The organism is Croceicoccus sp. BE223, assembly GCF_031457155.1.
Taxonomy (GTDB): Bacteria; Pseudomonadota; Alphaproteobacteria; order Sphingomonadales; family Sphingomonadaceae; genus Croceicoccus.
The window spans coordinates 304,638-324,657 of record NZ_JAVDWB010000002.1 but is presented as its reverse complement, the minus strand read 5'-3'; the positions used below and the strand labels follow the sequence as shown (position 1 = coordinate 324,657).

17 protein-coding genes and 1 tRNA gene are annotated in these 20,020 nt (G+C 68.2%); 13 read left to right on the top strand and 5 right to left on the bottom strand.

Translation table 11 applies throughout. The features are described from left to right. The first annotated feature begins 63 nt into the window (after positions 1-63). The 5 genes from der (at position 64) to J2X37_RS05530 (ending at position 5,484) form a co-directional block, all read left to right on the top strand. Positions 64-1,443, top strand: coding sequence for a ribosome biogenesis GTPase Der (gene der, locus J2X37_RS05550; protein ID WP_310018710.1), 1,380 nt, complete (start codon positions 64-66; stop codon positions 1,441-1,443). Beyond that, a complete protein-coding gene (locus tag J2X37_RS05545; RefSeq protein ID WP_310018708.1) occupies positions 1,440-2,639 on the top strand; it encodes an NAD(P)/FAD-dependent oxidoreductase in 1,200 nt (399 codons plus the stop codon). The genes der and J2X37_RS05545 overlap by 4 nt, the downstream gene beginning before the upstream one ends. A gap of 120 nt (positions 2,640-2,759) precedes the next feature. Then, positions 2,760-3,110 carry a hypothetical protein gene (locus tag J2X37_RS05540; RefSeq protein WP_310018705.1) on the top strand — a complete coding sequence of 117 codons (351 nt, stop codon included), beginning with the start codon at positions 2,760-2,762 and terminating at the stop codon, positions 3,108-3,110. Between the two features lie 167 nt (positions 3,111-3,277). Further along, positions 3,278-4,939, top strand: coding sequence for an NAD+ synthase (locus J2X37_RS05535; protein ID WP_310018703.1), 1,662 nt, complete (start codon positions 3,278-3,280; stop codon positions 4,937-4,939). A gap of 14 nt (positions 4,940-4,953) precedes the next feature. Further along, complete coding sequence (locus J2X37_RS05530) at positions 4,954-5,484, top strand: hypothetical protein (protein WP_310018701.1); 531 nt, start codon at positions 4,954-4,956, stop codon at positions 5,482-5,484. A gap of 8 nt (positions 5,485-5,492) precedes the next feature. Here J2X37_RS05530 and J2X37_RS05525 read toward each other — a convergent pair whose 3' ends face one another. Then, positions 5,493-5,846, bottom strand: coding sequence for a hypothetical protein (locus J2X37_RS05525; RefSeq protein WP_310018699.1), 354 nt, complete (start codon positions 5,844-5,846; stop codon positions 5,493-5,495). A gap of 162 nt (positions 5,847-6,008) precedes the next feature. On the opposite strand from J2X37_RS05525, the gene J2X37_RS05520 reads away from it, so the two are divergent. After that, positions 6,009-7,343: a glutamate--tRNA ligase gene (locus J2X37_RS05520; RefSeq protein WP_310018697.1), complete on the top strand. Its 1,335-nt coding sequence runs from the start codon at positions 6,009-6,011 to the stop codon at positions 7,341-7,343. A gap of 105 nt (positions 7,344-7,448) precedes the next feature. Next, positions 7,449-9,224: a TIR domain-containing protein gene (locus J2X37_RS05515; protein ID WP_310018694.1), complete on the top strand. Its 1,776-nt coding sequence runs from the start codon at positions 7,449-7,451 to the stop codon at positions 9,222-9,224. Positions 9,225-9,242: 18 nt separating this feature from the next. Here J2X37_RS05515 and J2X37_RS05510 read toward each other — a convergent pair whose 3' ends face one another. Beyond that, positions 9,243-11,984 (bottom strand): [protein-PII] uridylyltransferase, encoded by a 2,742-nt coding sequence (locus J2X37_RS05510; protein WP_310018692.1) that lies wholly within the window; start codon positions 11,982-11,984, stop codon positions 9,243-9,245. Between the two features lie 230 nt (positions 11,985-12,214). Between J2X37_RS05510 and lgt the strand changes: the two genes are divergently transcribed. The 5 genes from lgt to J2X37_RS05485 all read left to right on the top strand — a co-directional run bounded on the left by lgt (position 12,215) and on the right by J2X37_RS05485 (position 17,119). Then, entirely contained in the window at positions 12,215-13,120 is a 906-nt protein-coding gene (gene lgt / locus J2X37_RS05505; RefSeq protein WP_310019516.1) for a prolipoprotein diacylglyceryl transferase, read from the top strand. Beyond that, on the top strand, positions 13,095-14,213 hold the full coding sequence (locus J2X37_RS05500) for an SAM-dependent methyltransferase (RefSeq protein ID WP_310018690.1): 1,119 nt from the start codon (positions 13,095-13,097) through the stop codon (positions 14,211-14,213). Before lgt ends, J2X37_RS05500 begins: the two co-directional genes overlap by 26 nt. 180 nt (positions 14,214-14,393) lie before the next feature. Beyond that, complete coding sequence (gene petA / locus J2X37_RS05495; protein ID WP_310018688.1) at positions 14,394-14,975, top strand: ubiquinol-cytochrome c reductase iron-sulfur subunit; 582 nt, start codon at positions 14,394-14,396, stop codon at positions 14,973-14,975. 11 nt (positions 14,976-14,986) lie between these two features. Continuing rightward, entirely contained in the window at positions 14,987-16,261 is a 1,275-nt protein-coding gene (locus tag J2X37_RS05490; protein WP_310018686.1) for a cytochrome b/b6, read from the top strand. 24 nt (positions 16,262-16,285) lie between these two features. Further along, positions 16,286-17,119 carry a cytochrome c1 gene (locus tag J2X37_RS05485; RefSeq protein WP_310018684.1) on the top strand — a complete coding sequence of 278 codons (834 nt, stop codon included), beginning with the start codon at positions 16,286-16,288 and terminating at the stop codon, positions 17,117-17,119. A 93-nt stretch (positions 17,120-17,212) separates the two neighbouring features. Here J2X37_RS05485 and J2X37_RS05480 read toward each other — a convergent pair whose 3' ends face one another. Beyond that, a complete protein-coding gene (locus J2X37_RS05480) occupies positions 17,213-17,563 on the bottom strand; it encodes an antibiotic biosynthesis monooxygenase family protein (protein WP_310018680.1) in 351 nt (116 codons plus the stop codon). Between the two features lie 164 nt (positions 17,564-17,727). Between J2X37_RS05480 and J2X37_RS05475 the strand changes: the two genes are divergently transcribed. Further along, positions 17,728-17,801: transfer RNA gene (locus J2X37_RS05475), tRNA-Gly, on the top strand. A gap of 90 nt (positions 17,802-17,891) precedes the next feature. On the opposite strand, the gene virB11 is transcribed toward J2X37_RS05475, so the two are convergent. Both virB11 and J2X37_RS05465 read right to left on the bottom strand, forming a co-directional pair. After that, positions 17,892-18,890, bottom strand: a complete 999-nt coding sequence (virB11, locus tag J2X37_RS05470) for a P-type DNA transfer ATPase VirB11 (RefSeq protein WP_310019513.1) — start codon at positions 18,888-18,890, stop codon at positions 17,892-17,894. A gap of 32 nt (positions 18,891-18,922) precedes the next feature. Continuing rightward, entirely contained in the window at positions 18,923-20,020 is a 1,098-nt protein-coding gene (locus J2X37_RS05465; RefSeq protein ID WP_310018676.1) for a TrbI/VirB10 family protein, read from the bottom strand.

Below are 20,020 nucleotides of genomic sequence, written 5' to 3'. Positions count from 1 at the left end.
TCCGCAAGCCGGAGGGCCGCTAATTTCCTTGCCATAACCGCGCCAAGTCGCCACTTGGCGCGGATGCTTCCGCAAGTCGTCATCATCGGACGCCCCAACGTGGGCAAGTCGACGCTGTTCAATCGGCTCGTCGGCAAGAAGCTCGCGCTGGTCGACGACCAGCCCGGGGTGACGCGCGACCGCCGCTTCGGCGATGTCGACCTGCTGGGCCTGAAATTCCAGATCGTCGACACCGCCGGGTGGGAGGACGAGGATGCGGAGAGCCTGCCGGGCCGGATGCGGCAGCAGACCGAGGCGGCGCTCGTCGGTGCCGCCGCCGCGCTGTTCGTCATCGACAGCCGCGCAGGGCTCACCCCGCTCGACGAGGAGATCGCCCGTTATCTGCAGCGCGCGTCGGTGCCGATCGTGGTCATCGCCAACAAGGCCGAGGGCAAGGCGGGCGATGCCGGCATCTTCGAGGCCTATTCGCTGGGCTTCGGCGATCCCGTCGCGCTGTCCGCCGAACACGGCGAGGGCGTCGCCGACCTGTTCGAGGCGCTGCTGCCGATCCTCGAGCCGCTGCAGCCCGAGGAGGACACCTTCGAGGCACTGGGCGAGGACGAGGAAAAGCCGCTCGGTCCGCTGCAGCTCGCCATTGTCGGCCGGCCCAACGCGGGCAAGTCGACGCTGATCAACCAGCTTCTGCGCGAAGACCGGTTGCTGACCGGGCCGGAAGCCGGGATCACCCGCGATTCGATCGCGATCGACTGGACCTGGCACGATCCGAAGTCGGGCGAGGACCGGCTGGTGAAGCTGATCGACACCGCCGGGATGCGCAAACGCGCCAAGGTGGTCGACAAGCTGGAGCGGCTGGCGGTCGCCGACGCGCGCCACGCGGTCGATTTCGCCGAAGTTGTGGTCCTCCTGCTCGACGCCACCAAGGGGCTGGAGCATCAGGATCTCAAGATCGCGAGCCACGTGATCGAGGAAGGCCGCGCGCTCATCGTCGCGATCAACAAGTGGGACGTGGCCGAAGACCCCTCGGGCCTGTTCAACGGCATCCGCCATGCGCTCGACGAAGGGCTGGCGCAGGTCAAGGGCGTGCCGCTCGTCGCCGTGTCGGCGCGCACCGGCAAGGGGCTCGACAACCTGCTCAACGCCGCGTTCGAGACGCGCGACATCTGGAACAAGCGCGTGCCGACCGCCGCGCTCAACCGCTGGTTCGACGATGCGCTGGGGGCAAACCCGCCGCCCGCGCCCGGCGGCAGGCGGATCAAGCTGCGCTACATCACCCAGACCGGCACCCGCCCGCCGCGCTTCGTGATCTTCGGCTCTCGGCTCGACGACCTGCCCGAATCCTATCGCCGCTATCTCGTCAACGGGCTCCGCCGCGATCTCGGCTTCGGCGCGGTGCCGGTGCGGATCCTGCTGCGCAGCGCGAAGAACCCCTACGCCCCCAAGTGAACGGGACGCAATTCGACGTCCTCGTGCTGGGCGCGGGTGCCGCCGGGCTGATGTGCGCGGCGCGCGCCGGGCAGCAGGGCCGCCGTGTGCTGGTGCTCGAGGGCGCGGACCGGCCGGGGAAGAAGATCCTGATCTCTGGCGGCGGGCGGTGCAACTTCACCAACCTCCACGTCGCGCCCGACCGGTATCTGTCGGCCAACCCGCATTTCGCGAAATCGGCGCTGGCGCGATACACCGCCCGCGATTTCCTCGCCCTGATCGAGGCATACGGCATCGCCTGGCACGAAAAGACGCTGGGTCAGCTTTTCTGCGACGGGTCGGCGCGGCAGGTGGTCGACATGCTCCTTGCCGAATGCGCGAAGGGCGGGGCCGTGGTGCGCTGCGGATCCCCGGTGTCGCAGGTGGGCCACGCGGAGGGGCGCTTCGTGATCGCGACCCCGGCGGGGGAGGTCCGTGCGCCGCGCCTCGTCGTCGCCACCGGCGGGCCGTCGATCCCGAAGATGGGCGCGACCGGCTTCGCCTATGACCTCGCACGCCAGTTCGGGCTGAAGGTGGTGCAGCCGCGGCCCGCGCTGGTTCCGCTGACGCTGGGAGGAGAGGACGCGCTGTTCCGCGAGCTTTCGGGCGTGGCGACCGAGGTCGTCGCTTCGGCCGGCAAGGCGCGCTTCCGCGAGGCGGCGCTGTTCACTCATCGCGGGCTTTCGGGTCCGGCCATCCTGCAGGTCTCGTCCTACTGGCAGCCGGGAGAGGAGGTGGCGATCGACTTCCTGCCCGATGCCGATGCCGACCACTTGCTGGCCGTGAAGGCCGCCAATCCGCGCGCCACGCTGCGCTCGGCGCTGGCGGCGAACCTGCCCGAGCGGCTGGCCCACGATCTGGCGGAACGGCTTGCCGCGCATGCGGGCATCGCCGCGCCCCTTGCCGATACCCGCGACAAGGCCCTGCGCGCGGCGGGAGAGAGGCTCAAGCGCTGGGCCTTCCACCCCAGCGGCACCGAGGGTTTCGCCAAGGCCGAGGTCACCGTCGGCGGGGTGTCGACGGCGGGCCTGTCGTCGCGGACGATGGAAGCGAAGGCCGTCCCCGGTCTCTACTTTATCGGCGAGGCGGTTGATGTCACCGGCTGGCTGGGCGGCTACAATTTCCAGTGGGCCTGGGCCAGTGCGGTCGCCTGCGCCCAGGCGATCGCCGAAGAGTGATCGCCCCGCTGACAATCATGACAATTGTGCCAGAATTGCGCGCGATGCCGAATTAACTTTGAGCAAGTTTCGTTGCTGATAAACGCGGCCGCGAACAAGGCTTTCGCGAGATTCGGCGACATGACCTACCGACCATTGTCGCCGCTCGATGCCCGGACCCGGGAGCGCTGGCGCGGCACGGCCTTCGGGCGAATCCAGTCGGGCCCCTATGCCGGTCGCATCATCTCCATCGTCGAATTTTCCGAAACCGGCTGCCGCCTCCGCGATCACGACATGGCCTGCGAAGCGGGCGATGTGTTCCACATGACGCTGGAGGATATCGGCCCGATGGTCGCCGACGTGCGCTGGAAGAACGGCGCCTTCATCGGCATCAGTTTCCGCCAGAAGCTAACCGAAACGGTGCTGCGCCACTTGCGCGAACTGATGGACGAACCGCTCCAGATCCGGCTGGCCCGGATGATGAGCCGCTGACCGCACCGATCCCCCGGCGGAGTGTTGGCGCAGCCTTGCCAAAGCCCTGTTAAGCCGCTGACGAATGCGCTAGCCGATAGGACATCGCCGGCTCGCGTCGCTTCCGCGGCGCGGCTCGCCACCATGCCATCCGGCCCGACGCCAAACGGGGAATCCGCAACCACGCCATGACCGAAACGCTCGCCATCACGCTCGTCCAGTGCAACCAGATCGTCGGCGACATCCGTGCCAACGCAGAGGCCATGCTTGCCGCGCTGGCGCGGGCCGCGAAGATGCAGAGCGACCTCGTCGTCTTTCCGGAAATGAACCTTATCGGCTATCCGCCGGAGGATCTCGTGCTCAAGCCCGCCCTGATCGAGCGCGCGGCAGAGGAACTGGACCGGCTGGCCGAGGCGACGGAGAAGGAGGGGCCGGCCATGCTGGTGGGCAGCGTCTTCGTGCGCGACGGGGCCTTGCACAACGGGGTCGCGCTGCTCGACGGCGGGCGGATCACCGCCACCCGGTTCAAGCACGAACTGCCCAACTATGGCACGTTTGACGAGGCGCGGCTGTTCAGCCCCGGCGACCTGCCCGATCCGGTGCTGTTTCGCGGCGTGATGCTCGGCCTGCCGATCTGCGAGGACATCTGGCACCCCGCGGTCTGCCGCCACCTGGCCGAACAGGGCGCGCAGATCTTCGTCTGCGTCAACGGCAGCCCCTACGAGATCGACAAGGACGTGCTGCGTATCGATGGCGTCGCCAAGCGCCGCGCGATCGATACCGGCGTGCCGATGGCCTACCTCAACCGCATCGGCGGTCAGGACGAACTGGCCTTCGACGGCGCCAGCTTCGTCATCAACGGCGACGGCACGCTGGCGGCGCAGCTTCCCGACTGGGAGGAGGTCGAGATCACCACCCGCTGGGTGAAGGGCAAGAACGGATGGTCCTGCATCCCCGGCGCGCTGCACCGGTTGTCCGACCATCCGGAGGATATCTACTGCGCGATGGTCACGGGCCTGCGCGATTATGTCGACAAGAACGGTTTTCCCGGCATCGTGCTCGGCCTGTCGGGCGGGATCGACAGCGCGATCTGCGCCGCCATCGCCGCCGACGCGCTGGGGCCGGACCGGGTGTGGTGCGTGATGCTGCCCAGCCGCTTCACCAGCCAGGAAAGCCTCGACGACGCGGCCGAGTGTGCCGCGCTCATCGGCTGCCGCCTTTCCACGATTCCGATCCAGCCCGCCGTCGCCGGGTTCGACGCGATGCTGGCGGAAGACTTCGCCGACATGAACATCGACATCACCGAGGAGAACCTGCAATCGCGGATCCGCGGCGTGACGTTGATGGCCTTGTCGAACAAGTTCGGACCGATGCTGGTCACCACCGGCAACAAGAGCGAGATGAGCGTCGGCTACGCCACGATCTACGGCGACATGTCGGGCGGCTACAATCCGCTGAAGGACGCGTACAAGACCACCGTGTTCCGCGCCGCGAAATGGCGCAACGAGCACAAGCCCCGGATCGGCCTCGGCCCTGCGGGCCGGGTGATCCCCGAACGGATCATCACCAAGCCGCCCAGCGCCGAACTGCGCCCCGACCAGAAGGACGAGGATTCGCTGCCGCCCTACGACGTGCTCGACGGCATCCTGCTGGGGCTGGTGGAGCACGAGAAGAGCGTCGACCAGCTTGTCGGCGAAGGGTTCGACCGCGACACCGTGACCCGGATCGAGCGGTTGCTCCATGTCGCGGAGTACAAGCGGCGGCAGGCGCCCCCCGGCGTGAAGCTGGGCGCGCGCAATTTCGGGCGCGACCGCCGCTATCCGATTACCCACCGGTTCCGGTCGGGCTGATGCGGCGGGTCGCGATGGCAGCGCTCGCCCTCCTGCTCGCCTCGTGCGGGCAGGGCGCAGAGCGTGGGGCCGATTCGCAAGGCGTGGAGGCGGGGCCGGATGTTTCGCCGACGGCGGAGCCTACCGGCCCGGGCGTGGCCGCCGAGACTTCTCCTGCCCTGGCTGCCAGCGATGTCCCGCCGCCGCTCCCGCCCGTCGCTTCGTTACGCGGCGAATGGCGTGTGGCGGGCGTGAACGAGGAACCGCTTTCGGGCAGCAGGGGTGTGGCGATCCACATCGGGCCGGACCGGATCGAGTTCGACAACTGCCAGCAGATCGCATGGCGCTATACGCTGAACGGTGCGCGGATCGCCACCGAGCGCACGCCCGCAGTCACCATCGACATGAATCCCAAACCGCAGCCCTGTGCCGCCAAACTGCCGCCGCAGATCGAGGCGATGGTCGCGGCGATCGACATGGCCCAACGGGTCGGGCGGACCGAGCAGAACGGGGTGCTGATCAGCGGCCCGACGCGCAGCCAGTCCGTCCTCCTGTTCCGCCAGTAGGCGGAGCGTCAGGCGCTCAGCGCCCCGCGTTTCAGGATGGCCGCCGAGAAGTCCGCCAGTTCGGGGTGGTGGTCCCAGGATTGCGGGATCGCGCGCCGCCGCGCCGTTTCCGCGCCGGAATGAAGCCGGTCGAGCACGCCGCGGGCGCGCCAGATGTGATCGGGCGAACATCGGGTGATCCGGGCGGTGGCGAAGGGCCGTTCGCAGGCGTTGCAGCGATGTTCCTCGTGCACGTAATCGAACGACACTGGGTCGCTCTCGTGTCCCGTCACGTATCCCTGCCGCGGGTCGACGAGGGTGCGCAGCGCATGCCCCCACGACCTGCAGTTCGGGCACCAGTGCACCCGCGCCGTTTCAGCCATCCTTGCCTCTCGTCCGTCCGGGGTCGTTGTCCGTGTCGCCCCGGTGCGGCGCTGTTTATGCTGCGCGGCAGGCACGCCCGCAAGCCCCAATTCATCTGGCGTTAACGCTGCCGCTTGCTCCGGGCCTTCCCATCCCGCGGGCGCACGGCTAGGCGACAAGACATGACCACCGTGACCCGTTTCGCCCCGTCGCCGACCGGACGCCTGCATGTCGGCAACATCCGCACGGCGCTGCACAACGCCCTGCTCGCCAGGCGTGCCGGCGGGCGGTTCCTGCTGCGCATCGACGACACCGATGCGGAACGGTCCGAAGAGCATCATGTCGAGGCGATCCGCCGCGACATGGCATGGCTGGGCCTCGTCCCCTATGCGGAGGAGCGCCAGTCGGCCCGCCTCGCCATTTACGAAGCCGCGTTCGAACGGCTGCGCGCGGCGGGCCGGGTCTATCGCTGCTACGAAACGGCGCAGGAACTGGAACTGCGGCGCAAGGTGCTGCTGGGTCGCGGCCTGCCGCCGATCTACGACCGCGCCGCGCTGGCGCTGACCGAGGCGGACCATGCGGAGAAGGCGGCGCAGGGGCTTGCCCCGCACTGGCGCTTCCTGATCGACCGCGCCGAACCGATTGCGTGGGACGACATGATCCGCGGGCCGCAGGCGTTCGAGGGCGACCGCCTGTCCGACCCCGTCATCCGCCGGGCCGACGGGTCGTGGCTCTACATGCTGCCCAGCGCCATCGACGATATCGAGATGGGCGTGACCGACGTGCTGCGCGGCGAAGACCATGTGTCCAACACCGCGGTCCAGTTGCAGATGTTCACCGCGCTGGGCGCAACCCCGCCGCGCTTCGCGCACGAGGCGCTGCTGACCGGGAGCGAGGGCAAGCTGTCGAAGCGGCTGGGCTCGCTCGGCGTCGATGCATTCCGTGAACAGGGGCTGGAGCCGATGGCGCTGCTAAGCGTGCTGGCCCGCATCGGCACGTCGGAGCCGGTCGTTGCCGAACGTTCGTTGCCGGCATTGGCCGACGGGTTCGACCTCGCCACCTTCGGGCGCGCGCCGGCCCGCTTCGACGAGGCCGAACTGCTGCGCGTCAACGCCCAGATCGTCCACGCCATGGACCATGCCGAAGCGCGCGACCGGCTGCCCGAGGGGATGGACGAGGCGGCCTGGCTGGCGGTGCGGCCCAACCTGGAAAAAGTGGGCGACGCGCACGCGTGGTGGCACGTCATCGCCGGTGACCTGCCCGCGCCGGCCGTCGCCGATGCCGACCGCGCATTCGTGGCACAGGCCGCCGTGACGGCGGAAGGCATCGCCTGGGACGCGGAGGCGTGGAAGACGCTCACCGGCGCGCTGAAGGAGGCGACCGGGCGCAAGGGCAAGCCGTTGTTCCTGCCCCTGCGCCTCGCGCTGACGGGGATGGACCACGGGCCCGACATGGCGGTGCTGTTGCCGCTGATCGGGCGGGAACGGGCGGTCGAGCGGTTGCGCGCGGCAGGGTGAAGCACGCCGACGGCGGCGGGCCATGCCGTTACGGCCCCCCGCGATTGCCAAAGCACTTGAAATACGGGACAACTCCCCGGGTTCACGCTGCGTGGGGATTCGCCAGTGTCTGCTCCGGACGTTTTCGTCTCGTATGCTCGGCATGACGTCGAGACCGCCCGCCGCATCGCGGAGGCCTTCGAGGCGCGCGGCCTCGTCGTCTGGTGGGACAATTCGCTGCAGGCGGGGGAAGTCTTCGACGAGGTGATCGAGGAAGCCCTGAGCAACGCCAAGGCCGTCGTCGTCCTGTGGTCGCCCGATGCCGTCGCCTCGCGCTGGGTCCGGGCGGAGGCGACCCTGGCCGACCAGAAGCGGACGATGGTGCCGGCCATGATCACGCCGTGCCAGTTGCCGATCGTCTTCCGCATGACGCAGACGGCGGACCTGTCTGACTGGAGCGGCGATGGCGACGATCCGGCGTGGCAGCAATTCGTCGCCACCGTCGAAGGCATGGTCGGCAACGAGGGCGGATCGCGCCGCGCGGCGGGCAACACGCTCGCCCCCGTCGTCAAGACGCGGCAGGCGGGCGTCTCGATCGTGGTGCTGCCCTTTTCCAACATGAGCGGCGACCGCGAGCAGGACTATTTCAGCGACGGCATCACCGAGGACATCATCACCGACCTCAGCAAGGTGTCGGCGCTGGGCGTGGTGTCGAGGAACACGGCCTTTTCGTACAAGAACAAGATCGTCGACATCCCCAAGGTCGCGCGCGATCTCGACGTGACCCACGTTCTCGAAGGCAGCGTTCGCCGGGCCGGGAACCGTGTCCGCGTCACCGCGCAGCTGATCGACGGCGCATCGAACAACCACGTCTGGGCAGAGCGCTACGACCGCGATCTCGACGATATCTTCGCGCTGCAGGACGAACTGTCGCAGGCCATCGTCAGGGCGATGAAGGTCAAGCTGATGCCCGCCGAAAAACAGGCGATCGAGCGGCGCGGCACCGAGAACCCCGAAGCCTACAACCTGTTCCTGATGGCGCGCCAGCAGCTCAACAACAGCGTCGGCTCGAGCATTCAGAACTACGTTCCGATGTCCCGGATCCTGCGCCGTGCGGTGGAGATCGATCCCGGCTACGCCGATGCATGGGCGCTGCTGGCCACCATCCAGACGATGATGGCCTACAATCTGGTAGGCTCCGACGAAGACGGGTCCGCCGCGGCGGCGCGGGCGCTCGAGCTCAATCCCGACCAGGCCGAAGCCTACGGCGCGCTGGCCTATATCGCGCTCCACAAGAGCGACCTCGACGAAGCCGATCGCCAGATCGAAAAGGCACTGCGTCTGGGGCCCAATTCGTTCGAGGTCGCCAATATCGCCGCGATGATCCGCTTCCGGCAGGAACGTTTCGAGGATGCGACCGCGCTGTTCGAACGCTGCGTCGCGCTCGACCGGACGAGCTACAAGGCCTGTGGCATGTTGATGACCTGCTACCGCGCAACGGGGCGCGAGGACCAGATCCGCGAGGCCGCGCTGGAAACGATCGAGCGGTGCGAGAAAGCGCTGGAGAAGGACAGCAACAACGCCGATGCAATGGCGATGGGCAGCGATGCGCTCGCCGAGATCGGCGAGAACCGGCGCGCCACCGAATGGATGAACCGCGCTCTGCTGGTCGATCCCGGAAACTACGTCGCGCGTTACAATTTCGCTTGCACGCTGGCCTCGGGCATCGGCGATCTCGAGGGGGCTATCGAGATGCTGGCCTCGGCCATCCCCAATCTCAGCCCGGCCTTCGTGAAACACGCCTTGATCGACCCGGATCTGGCGCCGCTGCGTGGCGATGCCCGGTTCGAGGCGATGATGGCCGAAGCCGCAGCGCGCGGCAAGGATGCGCCCGCTGACTGATCCTGGCGAGGGCGCCGGTCAGCCCGCCGCTTCCTCGGTCGCCTCCACTGCTTCGAGCAGCTTCTTTTCCAGCGTCCTCAGCCGGCTTTCGCTGGTGATCTTGTCGCCCAGAAGGTCGGTCACGTAGAAGGTATCCGCCGCCCGCTCGCCGTAATTGGTGATGTGGGCCGAGTTCACCAGCGTCTTCGATTCGAACAGCGCGCGCGACAGCCGGTTGAGCAGGGCGGGCCGGTCGCGGGCGTTGACCTCGACCACGGTGTAGCGGTTCGACGCCTCGTTATCGAATTCTACCCGCGGCGCGACATCGAAGGCGTGGGCGCGGGTGCGCGCTGTGGGCCGGGCGGCAAGCTGCGGCACCAGCTTGACCCGGTTGGCCAGCGCGTCCTCGATCCCCTTGACCAGCCGCTGCATCTGCCCGTCCTCGCGGAAGGGGCGGCCCAGCGGATCCTGCACCAGGAAATTGTCGACGGCGAGGCCGTTGCGCGTCGTGTGGATGCGCGCGTCGATGATATTGCCGCCGGCCAGGTGGATTGCGCCGCAGATCCGGCTGAACAGGCCCGGATGATCCGATGCCATCGCGGTCACCAGCGTCGCGCCGCGCGCGGCGTAGTACTGGGTCTCAATCGACAGCGGCGCGCTGCCCATCGCCTCGCGCTGGCGCAGGTTGGCGGCGATGACGTCCTCGGCCTCGGCGATCCAGTACGATGGCGGCATCTGCGCGCCGATGCTGGTGACGAGGCCGCTGTCCTCGCCCAGCAAGTCGGCGACCTGCTGCTGCTTGATCTCGATCCGCCGTTCGCGCCCGTGGACCTTGTGGCCGAGGCGGATGCGTTCCTCCGCCGCGTAGTAGAGGTCGGTCAGCAGCTGGCCCTTCCAGCTGTTCCAGACGCCGGGGCCGACCGCGCCGATGTCGACCACCGTCAGGATCAGCAACTGGCGCAGGCGTTCGAGCGACTGCACCACCTCGACGAAATCGACGATGGTCTTGTGGTCGGACAGATCCCGCTTGAAGGCCGTGGCGCTCATCAGCAGGTGGTGGCGGACCAGCCACGCGACCAGCTCCGTCTCGTCTGCCGAAAGACCCATGCGCGGGCCGACCTTTTCGGCGAGCTCCGCGCCCAGCACCGAGTGATCGCCGCCGCGGCCCTTGGCGATGTCGTGCATCAGCGTCGCGACGTAGAGCGCGCGGCGGTGCTTCAGCTTCGGCAGGAGCTGGGTCGACAGCGGATGCGCCTCGGCGACTTCGCCCGCCTCGATCCGGCCCAGCGTGCCGATGGCGCGGATCGTGTGCTCGTCCACCGTGTAGTGGTGGTACATGTCGAACTGCATCTGCGCGACGACCCGGCCGAATTCGGGCATGATCCGGCCGAAGACCCCCGCCTCGTTCATCCAGCGCAGCGCCAGTTCCGGATTGTCGTGGCTGGCGAGGAGATCGAGGAACAGCGCATTGGCGCGCGGGTCGTTTCGCACCGACCGGTCGATCAGCGCGGCGTCGCGATCGGCGATGCGCATCGCGTCGGGATGGACCTCCACGCCTTCCTTGTTGGCGAGGGTGAAGATCTCGATGAGGCGGACCGGGTCCTTCTGGAAGAAGGTGTCGCCGGGCACGTTGATGCGCCCGCCCGAAATGGTGAAGCCCTTCACCGTCCGCTTGCGCTCGCGCAGGCGCGAGAAGAGCTTGCGGCTCGCCTTCTGCGCGAACTGTTCGTCCATCTGCGCGAGGAACACGCCGGTCAGCGTGCCGACGCGCTTGGCCTGCAGGAAATAGAACCGCATGAAGCGTTCGACCGCGCTGCTGCCGGGCCGGTCGACGAAGTTCATCCGCCCGGCGACGTCGCGCTGCAGGTCGAAGGTCAGGCGGTCTTCCTCCCGCCCGGTGATCATGTGCATGTGGCAGCGCACGGCCCAGAAAAAGTTCTCGGCCCGGCGGAAGGCGCGATATTCGCTCTGCGTCAGCAGCCCCGCGCCGACCAGCTCGGCCGGTTCGCGCACGCGGTGGATGTACTTGCCGATCCAGTAGAGCGTGTGCAGGTCGCGCAGGCCGCCCTTGCCCTCCTTCACGTTGGGTTCGACGACATAGCGCGAATCGCCCATGCGCTTGTGCCGCGCCTCCCGCTCTTCCAGCTTTTCCGCGATGAACTGCCGTTCGGTGCCGCGAACGACGTCGGACCAGAAGCGCACCCGCGCCTGTTCGAACAGGTCCTGGTCGCCCCACAGGAAGCGCGATTCCAGCATGGCGGTGCGGATCGTCAGGTCCTGCTTCGCCATGCGCACCATGTCGTCGAGCGTGCGGCTGGAGTGGCCGACCTTCAGCCCCAGGTCCCACAGGTAGTAGAGCATCGCCTCGATCACCTGTTCGCACCACGCGGTGTTCCGGATCGGGGTGATGAAGCCGATGTCGACGTCGGACTGGGGCGCCATCTCGCCGCGTCCGTAGCCGCCGACCGCGATGATCGTCAGCCGTTCGCCCGAGGACCGGTTGGCCAGGGGATAGACGTGGTCGATCACGTGGTCGTGGATGACGCGGACCAGCTGGTCGATCAGGAAGGCCTGCGCCGCGGCGGCCTTGTGCCCGGCGGCGGGCTCCTCGGCCAGGCGCGCGGCGATTTCCAGGCGGCCCTTGTCCAGCGCGTCGCGCAGCATCGCCACGATCGGCTTGCGGTCGAACGAGGGCATCTCGGCCACCGCCGCGTCCAGCCGGGCGGCGAGGCCGCGGCGATCGACGATGGCGCGCTGGTTGGGAATGCGGGAACTGGCCAAGTGGGGTCCTTCGTGACGCCGGGCGGAGCGGGCCTGCATCCTATATCGGGTGCGACGCGGCCAAGGGAAGTGGCCATCGCGTCCGCCCCGGCATCGACTGCCCCCTACCATCGGCGGCGGCGCTGTGCCAAAAGCGCGCCCGAACCACCGGCTACCTGCGATCGGGCACCCGATCGGACCCCGAATCGGACCGGAGCCGGAACCGAAGGAAAGTCAGCCCCTTGCTCGAAATGCTAGCTGCCGCGGCCCAGACGGCGCCCGAACCGATCCACTGGGCGGACCTCGGCCTGCGCCCGGGCATCGATCTCGGCTTCTTCACGCTGCGCTACTACTCGCTGGCGTATCTGGTCGGCATCGTCCTCGCCTACCTGCACCTGACGAAGATGCTTAAGCAGCCGGGCGCGCCGATGGCGCAGCGCCACGCCGAAGACCTGTTCTTCTGGTGCACGCTGGGCATCATCGTCGGCGGTCGGCTGGGCTATGCCACGTTCTACGAACCCTCGCTCTGGGCCAATCCGGACCAGCTGGTGCAGTTGTGGAACGGGGGCATGAGCTTCCACGGCGGGCTGATCGGCGTGACGCTGGCGATCGCCTGGGTGTGCTGGCGCGGCAAGCTCAACTTCATCCGGGTCTGCGACTACATCGCGGTCAACGTCGGCTTCGGCATGTTCCTCGGCCGCATCGCCAACTTCATCAACGGCGAGCTGTGGGGCCGGCCGACCGACGTGCCGTGGGCCATGGTCTTCCCGCGCGCCGGGCCGCTGCCGCGCCACCCCAGCCAGCTTTACGAGGCGGGGCTGGAAGGGCTGGCGATCATCGTCATCATGCTCTCGCTGTTCTGGCTGACGCGTGCCCGCTATCGCCCCGGCCTGCTCGTCGGCGTGTTCGGCGCCTGCATCGCGCTGGCCCGCTTCACGGTCGAGTTCTTCCGCGAACCCGATGCGCAGCTGGCCGAATTCGCGCAGGCGACCGGCCTGTCGATGGGCCAGTGGCTGACCTTGCCGATGATCGCCATCGGTGTCGGCATGGCGATCTGGGCGCTGACCAGGCCGCCGATCGGCCAGCGCGGCACTGCGGTGAACGCCCCCCAGGGCGATGCTGCCACTGGCGATGCCCCGACCCGCGACCACGCCTGACCGTACGCCGGTGGAGGCCAATCGCCAGGATGGTGACGAAGGCGATCTGGGCGCGCATTTCCAGCGCCTGATCCGCCGCTTCGGGCCCATCCCGCTCGGCCAATACATGGCCGAGGCCAATGCCCGCTATTACGCCGTGCGCGATCCGCTGGGCGCAGCGGGCGATTTCGTGACCGCGCCGGAGGTGAGCCAGATGTTCGGCGAGATGATCGGCGGCTGGCTCGCCGACCTCAGGGCGCGAGCCGGGCGGATGGATTCCGCCTATGTCGAACTCGGCCCCGGTCGCGGCACGCTGGCGCGCGATTCGCTGCGGGTGCTGGCGCGGGCGGCCGGACGGCCGGACGTGCACCTCGTCGAAGGGTCGCCGGTGCTGCGCGCCGCGCAGTCGGCGCTGCTCGGCGCGGTGACCCACCATGACGACATCGACACCCTGCCAGACGACCGCCCGCTGCTGGTCGTCGCCAACGAATTCTTCGACGCTCTGCCGATCCGGCAACTGGTAAAGACGGCGCAGGGCTGGCGCGAGCGGATGGTGGGGCTTGCCGGCGATGTCCTCGTGCCCGTCGCCGGGGACCGGCCGATGGACGCCGCTGTTCCCGCCGATCTCGCCGATGCGCCCGACGGCGCCCTGATCGAGACGTGTCCCGCCGCCAGCGCGATCATGGCCGCGCTGGCCGAACGCGTCGCGGCGCAGGGGGGGGCGATCCTGGCGATCGACTACGGGTACGAGGTGCTGCGCCACGGTTCGACCTTCCAGGCGGTGGCCCGGCACCAGAGGACCGACCCCTTTGCGGCACCGGGCACGGCGGACCTGACCGCGCACGTCGATTTCGGGGCCCTGGCCAGCGCGGCGCGACACGGCGGCCTCGTCGTCGACGGAGTCGCGGGGCAGGGCGATTTCCTGCTCTCGCTGGGCATCGGGCAGCGCGCGGCGGCGCTGGCGCGGGCGAATCCCGCCCAAGCCGAATCCCTCGCCACCGCTCTGCACCGGCTGGTCGACCCTGCCGAGATGGGCACGCTTTTCCGCGTGCTCGCCGCCCGCTCCGCTGCCTGGCCGCAAAGCTCGGGCTTCGCGCATGCGGAATCTGGCTAAAATGCCTGTTGGAAAATCCGTGCGGCCTGTCTATGAGGCGCGCCAAGACGGGTCCTGCATGGGGCGAATTGCCCATGCGTGCGGGGTCTCCGTGCAAGTCCGGGGGCGGACGCACTCCGGGTAATACGAACCTTCCTGTCCGGCGATTGTGCCGGACGGCCAGATCAGGGATGGCCAGGCATGGCAGAGGCGACGATCGACAACCCTCCCGTGGAAAAGCGGGTGGCGGACGGTGAAGACGGCGGCGTGCGTCGCCGCGACTTCATCGAAATCGCCGCCGTGTCGTTCGGGGGCGTCGGCGCTCTCTCGGTGCTCTATCCGCTGATCAGCCAGATGGCCCCGTCGAAGGACGTGCTGGCCGAAAGCTCGACCGAACTCGACGTGTCCGCGATCCAGCCGGGCCAGGCGGTCAAGGCCGTCTTCCGCAAGCAGCCGCTGTTCGTGCGCCGCCTGACGCCGAAGGAAATCGCCGAGGCGAACGCGGTCGACATCGGCTCGCTGCGCGATCCGGCCACGCTGGAGGAGCGCACCAAGGAAGGGCATGAGGACATGCTCATCACCATGGGCGTGTGCACCCACCTCGGCTGCGTGCCGCTGGGCGCGGGCGAGGGCGAGGTGAAGGGCGAGTTCGGCGGCTATTTCTGCCCCTGCCACGGTTCGCACTACGACACCGCGGCCCGCATCCGTAAGGGCCCCGCTCCGCTGAACCTGCAGGTTCCGGAGTACGAATTCACTTCCGATACCACCGTCAAAGTCGGCTGAGGACTGAAGAGATGAGCTTTCCCTGGGCGAACCATTACCAGCCGACCAACCCGCTGATGCGGTTCCTGGACGAGAAGCTGCCGCTGCCGCGCCTCGTCTACAACGCGATCGGCGCGGGCTACCCGGTGCCGCGCAACCTCAACTACTGGTGGAACTTCGGCGTGCTCGCCGGCTTCTGCCTCGTCATCCAGATCGTCACCGGCGTTGTCCTGGCGATGCACTATGCGCCCAACGCGCTGGTCGCCTTCGATTCGACCGAACACATCATGCGCGACGTCAACTGGGGCTGGATGCTGCGTTATGCGCACGCCAACGGCGCGTCGGCGTTCTTCGTGGTGGTCTACATCCACATCTTCCGCGGCTTCCTGTTCAGTTCGTACAAGGCCCCGCGCGAGATGATCTGGCTGCTCGGCGTCACGATCTTCCTGCTGATGATGGCGACCGCGTTCATGGGCTACGTGCTTCCCTGGGGCCAGATGAGCTTCTGGGGCGCCAAGGTCATCACCGGCCTGTTCGGCGCGATCCCGCTGGTGGGTGAGCCGCTGCAGGTCTGGCTGCTCGGCGGCTTCGCCCCCGACAACGCCGCGCTGAACCGCTTCTTCTCGCTGCACTTCCTGCTGCCCTTCGTGATCGCGGGTGTCGTCATCCTGCACATCTGGGCGCTGCACATCCCCGGCTCGTCGAACCCGACCGGCGTCGAGGTGAAGCAGGAATCGGACACCGTGCCGTTCCACCCGTACTACACGGCGAAGGACGGCTTCGGACTGGCCGCGTTCCTGGTGCTCTACACGATCTTCGTGTTCTTCCTGCCCAACTACCTGGGCCACCCGGACAACTACATCCCGGCCAATCCGCTCTCGACCCCGGCGCACATCGTTCCCGAATGGTACTTCTGGCCGTTCTACGCGATCCTGCGCGCCTTCACCTTCGACTTCTTCTTCGTACCGGCGAAGCTGCTCGGCGTGCTGGCGATGTTCGCGGCGATCCTGGTCTGGTTCTTCCTGCCCTGGCTCGACACCTCGCCGGTCCGGTCCTCGCGCTTCCGTCCGACGATGCGCAAGTTCTGGTGGTTCGGCTTCGTGCCCTGCATGGCGATCCTGTTCTACTGCGGCGGCGCGCCGGCGGAGGAACCCTACGTCATGCTGAGCCAGCTGGCTTCGGCCTACTACTTCGCGCACTTTCTCCTCATCCTGCCCATCGTCTCGATGGTCGAGAAGACGAAGCCGCTGCCCAATTCCATCACCGAAGCGGTGCTCGCCAAGCACGGCGAAGCACACGCCGCGTAACCGGCCGACAAGGGAAACAGACACATGGTCCGCCTCATCGGTATCCTCGTCGGCCTTTTCTTTACCGGCTGGCTGCTCGTCACCTTCGCCGTCGGGGCCTATTCGGCCGCGACCGAACCCGCCCTGCCCACTGTCGAGCACGAATTCCACAAGCACCCCAAGGCGCTGCACCTTGCCAGCGACGGGCCGTTCGGCAAGTTCGACATCGAACAGCTTCAGCGCGGCTACAAGGTCTACAAGGAAGTCTGCTCGGCCTGCCACTCGCTGCGCCACGTCGCCTTCCGCGACCTGCAGCAGCTCGGCTACAGCGAAGCGCAGGTGAAGGCCGAGGCCGCCGCCTGGCAGGTGCCCGGCGTCGATCCGGTGACCGGCGAGGCGAACACCCGTCCGGGCGTGGCGACCGACTACTTCCCCAAGCCCTTCGCCAACGACATCGCCGCGCGCGCCGCGAACAACAACGCGATCCCGCCAGACCTGTCGCTGATGACCAAGGCCCGCCACGACGGCGCCGCCTATGTCTATTCGCTGCTGACGGGTTACCAGGAACAGCCGGCCGAACTGCTCAAGCAGTTCCCCGACGCCAAGACGCCGGACGGCCTGCACTACAACCCGTACTTCGCGAACCTGAACCTCGCGATGGCGCCGCCGCTCAGCGACGGGCAGGTCACGTTCGACGACGGTTCGCCGAACAACCTCGACGCGATGGCGAAGGACGTGTCCGCGTTCCTCGTCTGGACCGCCGAGCCGACCCTGGCGAAGCGCCACCAGACCGGCTGGCCGGTGGTGATCTTCCTGATCATCCTGACGGGCCTCGCCTACCTCGCGTACCGAAACGTCTGGCGCAACGTGAAGCACTGAGCGTCACGCGCCTGACGGGCACAGGAAAAGGGGCCGCCGGAGACGATCCGGCGGCCCTTTCTCGTACGATGCCCCGTTATGACGGTTTGCGGATCAGCGCGTCTTCGTGCCGAAGATCTCTTCCGCGATGAGGCCGTCGTCGCCGTAGATCGGTTGGGTGCCCTGAACCGAGTGGACCAGCACGTCGGCACCGGCGATGCCCGCCTTTTCGAGGTGGCCTCCCATTTCGAAATAGGGCGGGGCGTTAAGGTGGGCGATCAGGGCCTGCACCGTCTCCCACCGCTCGAACACCAGGATCGTGTCGGGCCTGTCGGGATAGACGGCCCACTCGTAGTCGAGGCAGCCATCCTCGGCGAGCGCGGCCTCGATCAGCCCCGTTGCGGACTGCAAGGTGGGCGAGGCCGGGCCTGCCATCTTGATCCAACCTGCAACGATAACCTGCATGCTCGTGTCTCCCGAAAAGTCCTGCACAGGCCCGGCATCCTAGCGGGACAGGCGCTGGCCGAAACTAACGCAAAGGAAAGCCGGGCCGGAAAATGCAAAGAGGCGTTGACGAGCAAGCCCCGGCAATGGCAAGCGCAGACCGCAAGCCGGGCGCTGCGTCGCGGGCGGGTATAGCTTAGTGGTAAAGCTCCAGCCTTCCAAGCTGGCTATGCGGGTTCGATTCCCGCTACCCGCTCCAACTTCCCATACGCTGCCGGCGCTTGTCGGTCAGCGAGTGCCTGATCACAAGACTCCGCGACGGTCCTCAACTGTCGGCGATGTTCGCCGGTCAGGTCAGCTCGCTGGGCCGAGCTATGGCGGCGATGCCGCGTTTGCCGTCCTGCCGGTCGAGCTGGACGATGACGTCGATGACCGACGAGGCATATTCGATCGTTTCCCGCCGGGTGAGGCCGATGCCGGCCTGCATGCTCATCAGCGCCAGCTGTTCCAGCGCGCCGCGCGGGGTGTTGGCGTGGACGGTCGAGAACGAGCCGGGATGCCCGGTATTGATCGCGCGCAGGAACGACACGGTCTCGATCCCGCGCAACTCGCCCAGCACGATCCGGTCGGGACGTAAGCGCAAGGCGGCCTGGACAAGGTCGTTCGCGGTCAGTTTCGCTTCGCCGAGATCGCCCTTGATCGCGGTCAGGCCGACGCCGTTGGCACCGGGCAGCCGCAATTCGGCGGTGTCTTCGACAAGGACGACGCGTTCGGTCGAGGGGATCTCGCTCAGCATCGCGTTGAGGAAGGTGGTCTTCCCGCTCGAGGTGCCGCCCGAGATCAGGATGGTCTGCCGGCGCAGGACCGCCTCACGCAGGAACGCGATGGGCTGCATCAGCGGATCGGGCATGGGGGCATCGGCGCGCGGCAGGATGGGGCCGCGGTCATAGGCCTCCAGCGGCAGGTCGAGCGTGCGGTGGCGGCGGATCGCCAGCGCCCAGCCGGAGCGGGTGGCGGGCGGTCCGCAGAGCTGGATGCGCTCTCCGCCCGGCAGCGTCGCGGCCAGCAGCGGGTGTTCGCGGTTGATACCCTGATGGCTGATCCGCGCGACCTGTTCGGCCAGGCGCTGGAGAAGACGGTCGTCGATGGCCGGCACGGCGATGCGCTGCATGCCGGGCTGCTCGCCGTCCTCGATCCACAACTCGCCGGGACGGTTGACGAGGATCTCGGTCACGCTCTGCCGCGCCAGCCACGGCTGGAACGGGGCGAGGTAGGCGTCGAGATAGACGCTGCGCGCCGGGGCTGCCGCCGGTTCGGAGACGCCCTCGACATCGGTTCGCACGTCCATTCCCGGCAGGCCCAGTGGCAGGACCGTCGCGTTCACTTGGTCGCGACCTTGGAGAAGTCGAGGTCCTTGGCGGTGAAGATGCGGATCGGCTCGCCCTGCCGGACCCGGATCGTCGGGCCGATCTTGCCGTTCTGGCTGACCGCCTCGCTCGCCGCCGACTGCCCGCCGCCCAGGATGACGCCCGCGCCGCCGGTGGCCAGACCGCCGACGATGGACAGCAGCAGGCCGGATCCGAAGCGCTGGAAGAAGTGGCCGTTGACCTTGCCGGCCAGCCCGGTCTCGCCGCCGAACCCGATCGCGGGCGAGGCGAGGTTGACCGACACGCCGTCGGGCCGGATCAGCCGGGTCCAGATGACGTAGGCGCGCTTCTGCCCCGCCTGGAGCCCGCTCTTGTATTCGCCGATAAGGCGCGACGAACGCGGCACCAGCACCCGTGCCCCGTCGAAGCTGCGCACGTCGGCGCTGACGACCGCGCGGACATAGCCGGGGACGTCGGTGTTGATGGCGGTTTCCAGCACCGCCGGGATCAGCGTGCCCTGCGTCACCGTGGTGCGCGGGTCGAAGCTGGCCTCCGCCGTCGCCTTGGTGCCGCCGACCGCGCCGAGGCGGGCGGCGAAGCTCTCGTTGCTGTTGCCTTCGCCGGCGCTGCCGGCCTGGCCGGCAGGGCCGACCATGGGAACGGGCAGGCCGCTCGCATCGAAAACGATGGTCGGGCTGGCATGCGGATTGGACGTGGGCGCCATCGCGATCCCGGTCTGCGGCGGCGCGGCGAGCACCGGCGAGGGTGCGGGCGCGGCAAGCTGGGCAGGGGCAGCAGGGGCGGCCACCGGCGGGGCCATCGGCGGCGCGACCGCAGGGGCCGCGGCCTGCTGCGGCGCGGGCGCCGGCGCGGCGGGCTGCTGTTGCGGGCCGCTTCGCACCGAATCGAGACTCCACAAGGTGAAGCCGCCCAGCGCCGCGACGATGGCGATTCCGGCGACGAGGCCGAGGCTGTCGCTCTTGCGCCGCTGCGTCACGGTGGGCAGGACATTGCGCGTGGCGAGATCGATGACCTGCGCCCCGCCTTCGTCGCGCGGATCGATATCGTTGGCGACGAAGCGCTTTTCGGCGAGGTTCGAATGGCGCGCCAT

Excerpts from the sequence above, each read along its gene's own strand:
- der (WP_310018710.1), top strand. The coding sequence starts at position 64 with ATGCTTCCGCAAGTCGTCATCATCGGACGCCCCAACGTGGGCAAGTCG.
- J2X37_RS05540 (WP_310018705.1), top strand. The coding sequence starts at position 2,760 with ATGACCTACCGACCATTGTCGCCGCTCGATGCCCGGACCCGGGAGCGC.
- J2X37_RS05535 (WP_310018703.1), top strand. The coding sequence starts at position 3,278 with ATGACCGAAACGCTCGCCATCACGCTCGTCCAGTGCAACCAGATCGTC.
- J2X37_RS05530 (WP_310018701.1), top strand. The coding sequence starts at position 4,954 with ATGGCAGCGCTCGCCCTCCTGCTCGCCTCGTGCGGGCAGGGCGCAGAG.
- J2X37_RS05525 (WP_310018699.1), bottom strand. The coding sequence starts at position 5,846 with ATGGCTGAAACGGCGCGGGTGCACTGGTGCCCGAACTGCAGGTCGTGG.
- J2X37_RS05520 (WP_310018697.1), top strand. The coding sequence starts at position 6,009 with ATGACCACCGTGACCCGTTTCGCCCCGTCGCCGACCGGACGCCTGCAT.
- lgt (WP_310019516.1), top strand. The coding sequence starts at position 12,215 with ATGCTAGCTGCCGCGGCCCAGACGGCGCCCGAACCGATCCACTGGGCG.
- J2X37_RS05500 (WP_310018690.1), top strand. The coding sequence starts at position 13,095 with ATGCCCCGACCCGCGACCACGCCTGACCGTACGCCGGTGGAGGCCAAT.
- petA (WP_310018688.1), top strand. The coding sequence starts at position 14,394 with ATGGCAGAGGCGACGATCGACAACCCTCCCGTGGAAAAGCGGGTGGCG.
- J2X37_RS05490 (WP_310018686.1), top strand. The coding sequence starts at position 14,987 with ATGAGCTTTCCCTGGGCGAACCATTACCAGCCGACCAACCCGCTGATG.
- J2X37_RS05485 (WP_310018684.1), top strand. The coding sequence starts at position 16,286 with ATGGTCCGCCTCATCGGTATCCTCGTCGGCCTTTTCTTTACCGGCTGG.
- J2X37_RS05480 (WP_310018680.1), bottom strand. The coding sequence starts at position 17,563 with ATGCAGGTTATCGTTGCAGGTTGGATCAAGATGGCAGGCCCGGCCTCG.
- virB11 (WP_310019513.1), bottom strand. The coding sequence starts at position 18,890 with ATGGACGTGCGAACCGATGTCGAGGGCGTCTCCGAACCGGCGGCAGCC.
- J2X37_RS05465 (WP_310018676.1), bottom strand. The coding sequence starts at position 20,020 with ATGGCGCGCCATTCGAACCTCGCCGAAAAGCGCTTCGTCGCCAACGAT.